Here is a 10074-nt window from a genome sequence, read left to right as displayed (position 1 = left end):
CGACCATGTCGACCCCCTGCTCGGCGGCGGCCGGAAGCAGCCGCTGGAGCGCGCGGTCGTGGTCGAGCAGGGTGTAGCGGCCGGCCAGCAGGAACGCGTCCGGGCGCGGCTCGTCGAGATCGAGGGTCAGCTCGACGGGCTCGACCTTGTTGACGCCGAGCCCCCACGCCTTGATGACGCCCTCGTCGCGGAGCTTCTGCAGCACCCGGAACGCGCCGGTGCGGGCGCTCTCGTACCGCGCCAGCCACTGGTCGCCGTGGAAGTCCTGCGCGATGTCGTGGACCCAGACGATGTCCAGCCGGTCGGTGCCCAGCCGCTTCAGGCTGTCCTCGACGGACCGGAGGGTGGCGTCGGCCGTGTAGTCGTCGGTCATCCGGTTGGGCCGGCCGTGCTCGAAGAGGCCGCCCTTCTCGCCCAGCTCGCGGGCGGCCGGGTCCTCGACGTCGTCGTGGATGACGCGGCCGACCTTGGTGCTGAGCACGTAATCGTCGCGCGGGCGTCCGGCGAGGGCCTCGCCGAGACGTATCTCCGACAGCCCGGCGCCGTAGAAGGGCGCGGTGTCGAAGTAGCGGACGCCCTGGTCCCAGGCGGCGGCCACGGTCGCGGCGGCCTCTTCCTCGGGGATGGCCCGGAACATGTTGCCGAGCGGGGCGGTGCCGAAGCCCAGGGGGCCGGGGAGGAGGGACTTGATACCCATGGGAGCGTGATCCTTGCCTTTACGGGGTTTCGCGGGCTTTGCACAGGTCCGCGTCACTTGCTCTGTCGAGGCTAGGATCGATGCTTGAGACTGTCCAAGACTTGCTTGGACACACTTGAGTCCCTGGAGGTCTCACATGCTGGATCTGCGCCAGCTCCGGTATTTCGTGGCCGTCGCCGAGGAGGAACACGTGGGCCGCGCGGCCGAGCGCCTGCACATCTCGCAGTCACCGCTCAGCCGCCAGATCGCCCAGCTGGAGAAGAACCTCGGCCTGACCCTGTTCGAGCGCGGTCAGCAGCGCATCCGGCTCACCGCCGACGGGCGGGTCTTCCTCTCCGAGGCGAGGGCCCTGCTCCGGCACGCCGACCGCCTGGAGAACCTGGGCCGCCGGCTCGGCCGGGGCGAGGAGGGCGGGCTCTGCATCGGGTACACCGTCGACGCCATGCACACCGGCGTGCTCCCCCGCGCACTCCGGGAACTCCACGGCGAACGCCCGGGCATCCACGTCGCCCTCTACAACGTCCCCGCCGCCGAGCAGTTCGAGGGGCTGCGCAGGCGGAGCCTCGACATCGCCCTGGTCCCGGAACCGCCCGCCGAGGACGACCCGGACCTGAGGGCCGCGCTGCTGCTGGACGACCCGCTGCTGCTGGCCGTGCCCACCGGACACCCGCTCGCCGAGTCGGCCGAGGTCGCCCCGGCCGACCTGGAACAGCAGCCGTGGATCGCGGTGGAGAACAGCCGACGCCCCGCCTGGCGCGACGAGTTCATCGCCGCGTGCGCCGCCGCCGGGTTCACCCCGGACATCCGGCTGGAGGCGTCCGAGCCGCTGACCGCGCTCGGCCTCGTCGCCTCCGGCCTCGGGGTGGCACTGATCCAGCGGAGCATGCTGCGCGGCCCGGTCGCGGGGGTGACGGTACGCGAACTGTCCTGGCTGCACATGTCCGTTCGGCTGTGGGCGGCCTGGCACCAGATCGATCTCCGGCCCGTGGTCACGGCGTTCCGTACGACTGTGCTGGACACCCGCGACCAGGACGAGGTCAGTACCTGAGCACGGCCGCCACTCCCCCCGCCTCGGCGAGGGTGCCGTCGGGGACGAACAGGACCTGGGAGTCGGCGTCGACGGCGCGGTCGACCAACTGGTCGACGATGTCGGTGGCCACGCCCAGGGTGTGCGGCGGCGGCTCGACGTCCGGCCTGGGTTCGGGCAGCGTGACCGGCTCGGGCACCTCGGCCAGCTCCAGCACCCGGCCGTACTCGGTGATCCGGCCCGCGAGGTCGAGCCCCTCCTCCACGATCAGCAGCGCCACCCGCTTGTCCGCCACGGCCGTCCAGACCTCCTGCGGTCCGCCCGCGTACTTGCCGAGCCCGCGCGCCTCGCCCAGCGCGTCGAGGGCCTCCGCGATCTGCTTCTCACGGAACTCGGCGAGGACCGGCTCCAGCCGTTTCATCAGGTCGGCGGGCCGGTCCTTGTCCATCCCGGTCAGCGGCAGCGTGCCCGCGATCATGTCGCCGTGCGTGGTGACGTCCCTGAACGCCGAGAGGGTCTTGTCTCCGCCGATGACGAACAGGGGCAGATCGCCGTCGTGCTCCTCGATCGCGTCGCCGAGCCGCTTGTCGACCCTGCGGAGGTACTGCTCGAGCCGCTCCCAGTGCCCCTCGTACGGCGGGGCGTGGGGGATCGGGCCGGGCAGCGCATCCTCCGGCGACGGAATCTCCGGCTCGCACGGGAAGCCGTGGTGCTCGACCTCGTCCAGGCGTTTCACCGAGCCGTGGTAGAGGCGGCACATCTCCTGGTCGAGCACGAGCGCCAGGAACGGCTGGGACCGCTGCTCGGCGGCCACCAGATACCGCGTCAGGAACTCGTCGGCGAACTCCACGCGCGGGCGCACCGGCGCGAGGGACGTCATCTGCCAGACCTGGATCGGTTCGTCGGCCGCCACGTAGACCACCATGGCGTCGTCCGGGTGGAAGGGGTCGGCCACCTGCTCGATCGCCGCGGTGTCCAGCACGTGGTTCCGCAGTTCCAGCCGGGTCTCCCGCGCGACGTCCGGGTCTTCCGCGAGGCGGCGCTTGGCCTCGGTGACGAGGTCGCGCAGCATGATGCGGTCCTTGTCGCTGAAGGGGAAGTCCGGGTCGGTCGGCATCACCAGGGTGATGGCGGGGTACGGCCTCGGCTCGCTCAGAGCGGCACGGATCTCAGGAGTCAGCTCAGAGGTATGCACCAAGTCAGCGTCGCACCGCGCTCCCGCGCCCGCACCTCGAAAGGAGGCCCGGCCCGGTCGCCCGAATGGCGGAGCGGGCATACCGTGAACCGTAACGAAACGGGCGCCGTCGTACGCCGGGGACCGGACCTCCCCGGACACGCAGACCTGACGCGAGCAAGGAGCCGAGTCATGCGCAGGAACTCTCCGATGAAGGGGCAGCGCGGCCTGGGCGCGCGGGGACAGGGCAAGGTGCTCTCCTACCACACCCAGATCCCCGAGGCAGCCGCCCGCCAGGCCAAGGACCAGCAGCGGTACCAGCGCCAGCAGCAGGAGCGCAAGCAGTCCGACGGCCGCTGGACCTGACCGTTCACCCCTGGCGCGAGCCGGGGCGGAACTTGGGGACCCGTACGGTGATCTTCGTGCCGGCACCCACGCCGGTCTCGATGACCAGACCGTACGGGTCTCCGTACACCTGGCGCAGCCGGCGGTCGACGTTGCTCAGGCCGATGCCCGTGTCGGGTCCGGCGGTGCCCCGCAGCAGGGCGCGCAGGCGGTCCGGTTCCATGCCCACGCCGTTGTCCTCGATGACCACGCGGGCCTCGGTGCCCTCGTCCTCCGCGACGATCGTGATGCGGCCCCGCTCGGCGGACTCCTCCAGGCCGTGTTTGAGCGCGTTCTCCACGAGCGGTTGCAGGCACAGGAACGGCAGGGTCACCGGCAGCACCTCGGGCGCGATCCGCAGGGTGACCTCGAGGCGGCGGCCGAAGCGGGCGCGGGCGAGTTCGAGGTACTGCTCGATGGAGCGCAACTCCTCGGCGAGCGTGGTGAAGTCGCCGCCCCGGCGGAACGAGTAACGGGTGAAGTCCGCGAACTCCAGCAGGAGTTCACGGGCCCGCTCGGGGTCGGTGCGCACGAAGGAGGCGATGCCGGCCAGGGAGTTGTAGATGAAGTGGGGGGAGATCTGGGCGCGCAGGGCGCGGATCTCGGCCTCGATCACACTGGAGCGGGCCCGGTCCAGATCGACGAGTTCGAGCTGTACGGAGACCCAGCGGGCGACCTCCTCGGCGGCCCGGCGCAGCCCGCCGGAGTCCCCGTCCCCGAACGCGGCGAGCACCCCGGTGACCCGGCCGTCCACAGTCAACGGCGCGAGCACCCCCTGCCGTACGGCGCAGTCGGCGTGCGCGCAGTCGAGTTCCACCCTCTGGGTACGCCCCGCCCGCACCACGGCGGCCAGCCGCTCGGTGACCTGGGCGCGATGGTGCTCGCCCACCCCGTCCCACGCGAGCACGTCCTCCGCGTCGGCGAGCGCCAGCGCCCCACTGCCGAGCAACGGCCGCAACCGCCGGGCCGCCTTCCGGGCGGTGTCCGGGGTGAGCCCGGCCCGCAGCGGGGGCGCGGCCAGCGAGGCGGTGTGCAGGGTGTGGAAGGTGGCCTGCTCGACGGGGGTACCGGGGCCCGCCGGATTGGCCTGCTGCCGCCGAAGCGCGACATGCCCCAGCGCGGCCCCCAGCACGAACAACGCGAGCCCGGCGACAGCCAGCAGCAACACCCCGAGCACACTCAGGTCCGCCACCTCACACCCGCCCCTCCGGCAGATGCAGCCGCGCCATGGTGGCCGCCGTACCCGCCGGGACCCGGTGCCGGGTCGCCAGCGAGACCAGGATCATCGCGGTGAAGCCCACCGGGACCGACCAGACCGCGGGCCAGGCCAGCAAGGTGTGGGACCAGCCGGGGCGAGTGGTGCCCGTGATGGTCGTGGTGACGGCGGTGAGGGCCGAACCGCCACCGAGGAGGAGTCCGGCGACGGCGCCGGGCGGGGTGAGGCCGCGCCACCAGATGCCGAGGATGAGCAGGGGGCAGAAGGAGGACGCGGAGACGGCGAAGGCAAGGCCGACCGCGTCGGCCACCGGCAGCCCGCCGACCACCGTCCCGGCGGCGGTGGGCACGGCGATGGCGGGGACGACGGCGAGCCGGAAGTGCCGCAGCCCCAGCGCCGGGAGCACGTCCTGCGCGAGCACCCCGGCGACGGACATCGTGAGCCCGGAGGCGGTGGAGAGGAAGGCCGCACAGGCCCCGCCCGCGACCAGCGCGCCGAGGAGGTCGCCGCCGACCCCGCCGATCAGCCGTTGCGGCAGCACGAGTACGGCGGCGTCGGTGTCGCCGGTGAGCAGCAGGTCGGGCGCGTACAGCCGGGCCAGCGAGCCGTACAGCGGCATGAGCAGGTAGAAGGCGCCGAGCAGGCCGAGCACGATGACCGTGGTGCGGCGGGCGGCGCGGCCGTCGGGGTTGGTGTAGAAGCGGACGACCACGTGGGGCAGGCCCATGGTGCCGAGGAAGGTGGCGAGGATCAGCCCGTAGGTGGCGTACAGGCCGTGTTCCGTGCCGCTCGGGGCGAGCGAGGCGGAGCCGGCCGCCCGGTCGGGCAGCGGCACTTGGGCGCCGCGCGGAAAGCGGAGGTCGGTGTGCGCCCCGATGTGGTGGCGGCCCTCGGTGAGGGTGAGCACGGCCCCGCGCAGCGGGTGCCCGTCGATGCTGCCCGTGGCGGTGACCGGTACGGCTTCCCGGACGGTGACGTTCACCGGGCGGTCGACGCGGACCTCGGTGGACCGGTGGAACACGGGCCGCTCGTCCCAGGCGGGCAGCGGGGCCCGGTCGGTGTGCCAGGCGGCGAGCAGGAACACCACGGGCACCAGCAGCGCGGTGAGCTTGAGCCAGTACTGGAACGCCTGGACGAAGGTGATACTGCGCATGCCCCCGGCGGCGACGGCGGCGGTCACCACCACGGCGACGACCAGCCCGCCGAGCCAGCCGGGCGCACCGGTGAGCAGCCGCAGGGTCAGTCCCGCGCCCCGCAGTTGGGGCAGCAGGTACAGCCAGCCGACGCCCACCACGAGCACCCCGGCGATCCGCCGCACCGCCCGCGACTCCAGCCGGGCCTCGGCGAAGTCGGGCAGCGTATAGGCACCGGACCGGCGCAGCGGGGCCGCGACGAAGGCCAGCAGCACGAGGAATCCGGCGGTGTAGCCGATCGGGAACCAGAGCATGTCGACGCCCTGCGCCAGCAGCAGCCCGGCGATCCCGAGGAAGGAGGCGGCGGACAGGTACTCACCGCTGACGGCGAAGGCGTTGAGCCGGGGTGCGACGGTACGGGAGGCCACGTAGAAGTCGGAGGTGGTCCGGGAGATCCGCAGCCCGAGCGCGCCGACGAGCGCCGTGGCGAGCACCACGGCGGACACCCCGGCCATCCCATAGGTCTGGTTCAACGCCCTTTCACGTCACCCTCGTTGCGCTCGGCACGGCGGACGTACCAGGCGCCCGTGGCGAGCAGGACGGGGTACGGCGCGACACCCAGCAGCAGCCAGACGGCACCCCGGCCGGTGTCACCGTCCGGCAGGAGACGGAACACTACGGGGAACAGCCCCAGGGGCAGGGCGAGCAGGGAACACGCGACGAGACCGATGCGAACCTGACGGCGCATCAACTTCCGTACGGCGGAGTCGTCGTGTGCGATGGAGTCCGGGTAGGCGGCCCGCGTACGGCCGGCGGGGGCCCCGGTGACCACCTCTCGGCGCGGGGTGGGGTCCGCACCCATGACGCACCCCCCGAGACGCCGGTGATCACCTTGTTGCGGCGAGTGTACGCAGCGCGTCCGGGGTGGGACAGGGTCCTGGCGGGTTCGGCACAGGGTCGCCACAGCGCGCCGGGCTCAGCGGGCGCGGGCCGCGGTGCCGGTGGCGCGGCGGGCCAGCAGATCGCGCAGTTCGCGGGCGTTGCGACGGCTGACGGGAAGGACACGGTGACCGACCCGGACGGTCAGGTTGCCGCCGTCCAGGCGGAGTTCCTCTATCCGGTCGAGCGCGACCAGATGGCTGCGGTGGATGCGCACGAACCCGTACGTGCGCCACTGTTCCTCCAGCGTGGACAGCGGCACACGGACGAGGTGGCTCCCGCGCCGGGTGTGCAGCCGGGCGTAGTCGCCGTGCGCCTCGGCGTAGGCGATGTCGGCGACCGGCACGAACCGGGTCACCCCGCCCAGTTCCACCGGGACCTGGCCCCCGCCGGGCGGCACGGCCGGCTGGACGCGGGGGCCCTGGCCGGCGTGGGTCAGCTCGGCCACCCGGCGCACGGCCTCCGCGAAACGCTCCTCCCGCAGCGGCTTGAGGAGGTAGTCGACGGCCTTGAGGTCGAAGGCGCGGACGGCGAAGTCCTCGTGCGCGGTGACGAAGACGATGAGCGGCGGAGCGGCGAACCCGCCGAGCAGCCGGGCCAGTTCGAGGCCGCTGAGACCAGGCATGTTGATGTCGAGGAAGACCACGTCGACCGCGTCCGCACCCCCCTCCACGGCCCGGCTGAGGGTGCGCAGCGCCTCGGTCGCCGCCAGCGCGGGCAGCACGCTGCCGACGCGGGGGTCCTGGTCGAGCAGGTACAGCAGCTCCGAGAGCGCGGGTTCCTCGTCGTCCACGGCGAGGACCCGCAACAGGCCCCCGCCGCGGCCGCCCTGTGCCTCGGTCTGCCGCGTCCCGCTCATCCCCGCCGGTCCCTTCCTCCCGTGTCCGTGGGAGGAATGGTGGGCCCTCGCGCGGATGGCGTCCAGCACGGCGACGCGGCGATTCACCGGGGGCGGGGTCAGGCCACCGTCACCGTCTCGTCGCCCTTCCCGGCGAACTGGGTGCGGTACAGCTCGGCGTACCGGCCCCCGGCCGCGAGGAGCTGGTCGTGGGTGCCGCGTTCCACGATCCGGCCGGCCTCCACGACGAGGATCTGGTCGGCGGCGCGGACGGTGGAGAGCCGGTGGGCGATGACCAGGGCGGTGCGGTCCTGGAGCGCCTCGGTGAGGGCCTCCTGCACGGCCGCCTCGGAGGTGTTGTCGAGATGGGCGGTGGCCTCGTCCAGGATGACGACCCGCTGGCGGGCCAGCAGCAGCCGGGCGATGGTCATGCGCTGGCGTTCGCCGCCGGAGAGCCGGTAGCCGCGCTCGCCGACGACCGTGTCGAGCCCGTCCGGCAGGGACCGTACGACCCCGTCCAGCCGGGCCCGGCCGAGCGCGTCCCACAGCTCGTCGTCCCCTGCGTCGGGGCGGGCGAGGAGCAGGTTGGCGCGGACGGTGTCGTGGAAGAGGTGGCCGTCCTGGGTGACCATGCCGACCGTGGCCCGCAGCGAGCCGGCGCTCAGGTCGCGTACGTCGACACCGCCGACCCGTACGGCGCCGCTGTCGGCGTCGTACAGCCGGGGCAGGAGCTGGGCGATGGTCGACTTCCCGGCGCCGGAGGAGCCGACCAGGGCGACGGTCTCGCCGGGGGCGGCGCGGAAGGAGACGCCGTGCAGCACCTCGGCGCCACCGCGCACGTCGAGCGCGGCTACCTCCTCCAGGGAGGCCAGGGAGACCCGGTCGGCGGCCGGGTAGGCGAAGCGCACGTCGTCGAACTCGACGGCGACCGGGCCGTCCGGCACCGCGACCGCGCCGGGCTTCTCCGCGATGAGCGGCTCCAGGTCCAGCACCTCGAAGACCCGCTCGAAGCTGACCAGCGCGCTCATCACCTCCACCCTGGCCCCGGCGAGCGAGGTGAGCGGGGCGTAGAGCCGGGTGAGCAGCAGGGCGAGGGAGACGACGGCGCCCGCCTCCAGGGTGCCGCGCAGCGCGAACCAGCCGCCGAGGCCGTAGACGAGGGCGAGCGCGAGGGCGGAGACCAGGGTGAGGGCGGTGATGAACACCGACTGGGCGGTGGCGGTGCGCACGCCGATGTCGCGGACATGTCCGGCGCGGGCGGCGAACTGGGCCGACTCCTCCTCGGGGCGGCCGAACAGCTTGACGAGGGTGGCGCCGGGCGCGGAGAAGCGTTCCGTCATCCGGGTGCCCATGGCCGCGTTGAGCTCGGCCGCCTCGCGCTGCATCCGGGCCATGCGGCTGCCCATCCGGCGGGCGGGCAGCACGAACACCGGCAGCAGGACCAGGGCGAGGAGGGTGATCTGCCAGGACAGGGTGAGCATGACGGCGAGGGTGAGCAGCAGCGTGACCACGTTGGTGACCACCCCGGACAGGGTGGAGGCGAAGGCCCGCTGGGCGCCGATCACGTCGTTGTTGAGGCGGCTGACCAGGGCGCCGGTGCGGGTGCGGGTGAAGAAGGCCACCGGCATCCGCTGGACGTGGTCGAAGACGGCGGTGCGCAGGTCGAGGATGAGCCCCTCGCCCAGGGTCGCCGACAGCCGCCGGACCAGGATGCCGAGTCCGGCCTCGGCGAGGGCGACCGCCGCGATGAGCAGCGAGAGCCGGACCACCCGGCCGGAGTCGTGGCCCGCCACGATGGCGTCGACCACGCGTCCGGCCAGTACCGGGGTGGCGACCGCGAGCAGGGCGGTGACGATGCCGAGCAGGACGAACCGGGTGATGCCCGCGCGGTGCGGTCGGGCGAAGGCGGCGATGCGGCGCAGCGTGGCGCGGGCGAGGGGCCGGCGCTGCTGCTGCGCGGTCATCACGCTGTGCAGTTGCGTCCAGGCGGTGGTTTCCATGCTCATGCGTCCAACTTAGGACCTCAAGTTTGCTTGAGGTCAACCGTTCGGGGTCCGGGTGCGGCACAGTGGCCCCTCCAGCAACTCGGCGAGGAGGAGTCCCGGTGGCGGTTCGGATGGAGACGCGCGGTCATGTGACGACGGTCGTCCTGTCGCGCCCGGCGGTACGCAACGCGGTCGACGGTCCGACGGCGGCCGAACTGGCCGCCGCCTTCCGGGCGTTCGAGGCGGATGACGACGCGCGCGCGGCGGTCCTGTGGGGCGAGGGCGGTACGTTCTGCGCGGGCGCCGACCTCAAGACGATCGGCACCGAGCGCGGCAACCGGGTCGCGCCGGACGGTGACGGCCCGATGGGCCCGACCCGGATGCGGCTGTCCAAGCCGGTGATCGCGGCCGTGGCCGGGCACGCGGTGGCGGGCGGTCTGGAACTGGCCCTGTGGTGCGACCTGCGGGTGGCGGAGGAGGACGCGGTGTTCGGCGTCTTCTGCCGCCGCTGGGGCGTCCCCCTGATCGACGGCGGCACGGTACGGCTGCCCCGCCTCATCGGCACCGGCCGCGCCATGGACATGATCCTCACCGGCCGCCCGGTCCCGGCCGCCGAGGCGCACGCCATCGGCCTCGCGGACCGCGTCGTCCCGCCCGGCCGCGCCCGCGCGGAGGCCGAGG

Annotated in this window: 10 protein-coding genes; 3 read left to right on the top strand and 7 right to left on the bottom strand. The window is 73.2% G+C overall.

Annotated elements, in window-relative coordinates:
• Positions 1-697: aldo/keto reductase (locus tag CCN33_RS27260; RefSeq protein ID WP_086696089.1), on the bottom strand; the 697-nt coding region annotated here is incomplete at its 3' end.
• A gap of 136 nt (positions 698-833) precedes the next feature.
• On the opposite strand from CCN33_RS27260, the gene CCN33_RS27255 reads away from it, so the two are divergent.
• Positions 834-1745, top strand: a complete 912-nt coding sequence (locus CCN33_RS27255) for a LysR substrate-binding domain-containing protein (RefSeq protein WP_086696088.1) — start codon at positions 834-836, stop codon at positions 1743-1745.
• On the opposite strand, the gene CCN33_RS27250 is transcribed toward CCN33_RS27255, so the two are convergent.
• Positions 1735-2919, bottom strand: coding sequence for a baeRF3 domain-containing protein (locus CCN33_RS27250; RefSeq protein WP_086696092.1), 1185 nt, complete (start codon positions 2917-2919; stop codon positions 1735-1737). The genes CCN33_RS27255 and CCN33_RS27250 overlap by 11 nt on opposite strands.
• Positions 2920-3090: 171 nt before the next feature.
• Between CCN33_RS27250 and CCN33_RS32290 the strand changes: the two genes are divergently transcribed.
• Entirely contained in the window at positions 3091-3264 is a 174-nt protein-coding gene (locus tag CCN33_RS32290; protein WP_167387960.1) for a hypothetical protein, read from the top strand.
• A 4-nt stretch (positions 3265-3268) separates the two neighbouring features.
• Here CCN33_RS32290 and CCN33_RS27245 read toward each other — a convergent pair whose 3' ends face one another.
• The 5 genes from CCN33_RS27245 to CCN33_RS27225 all read right to left on the bottom strand — a co-directional run bounded on the left by CCN33_RS27245 (position 3269) and on the right by CCN33_RS27225 (position 9408).
• A complete protein-coding gene (locus CCN33_RS27245) occupies positions 3269-4465 on the bottom strand; it encodes a sensor histidine kinase (RefSeq protein ID WP_208621921.1) in 1197 nt (398 codons plus the stop codon).
• Positions 4466-4475: 10 nt separating this feature from the next.
• Positions 4476-6146, bottom strand: a complete 1671-nt coding sequence (locus tag CCN33_RS27240; protein WP_425275873.1) for a sodium/solute symporter — start codon at positions 6144-6146, stop codon at positions 4476-4478.
• A gap of 14 nt (positions 6147-6160) precedes the next feature.
• Complete coding sequence (locus CCN33_RS27235) at positions 6161-6493, bottom strand: hypothetical protein (protein WP_086696086.1); 333 nt, start codon at positions 6491-6493, stop codon at positions 6161-6163.
• A gap of 114 nt (positions 6494-6607) precedes the next feature.
• Positions 6608-7429 carry a LytR/AlgR family response regulator transcription factor gene (locus CCN33_RS27230; protein WP_208621918.1) on the bottom strand — a complete coding sequence of 274 codons (822 nt, stop codon included), beginning with the start codon at positions 7427-7429 and terminating at the stop codon, positions 6608-6610.
• 98 nt (positions 7430-7527) lie between these two features.
• Complete coding sequence (locus CCN33_RS27225; RefSeq protein ID WP_208621920.1) at positions 7528-9408, bottom strand: ABC transporter ATP-binding protein; 1881 nt, start codon at positions 9406-9408, stop codon at positions 7528-7530.
• Between the two features lie 104 nt (positions 9409-9512).
• Here CCN33_RS27225 and CCN33_RS27220 point away from each other — a divergent pair.
• Positions 9513-10074, top strand: a 562-nt coding sequence (locus tag CCN33_RS27220) for a crotonase/enoyl-CoA hydratase family protein (protein WP_208621917.1), incomplete at its 3' end; no start/stop codon positions are given.

Origin of the sequence: Streptomyces recifensis (assembly GCF_002154615.1) — a bacterium.
GTDB classification, from domain to species: Bacteria; Actinomycetota; Actinomycetes; order Streptomycetales; family Streptomycetaceae; genus Streptomyces; species Streptomyces griseoluteus.
This window is presented reverse-complemented; position numbering and strand designations above follow the sequence as displayed.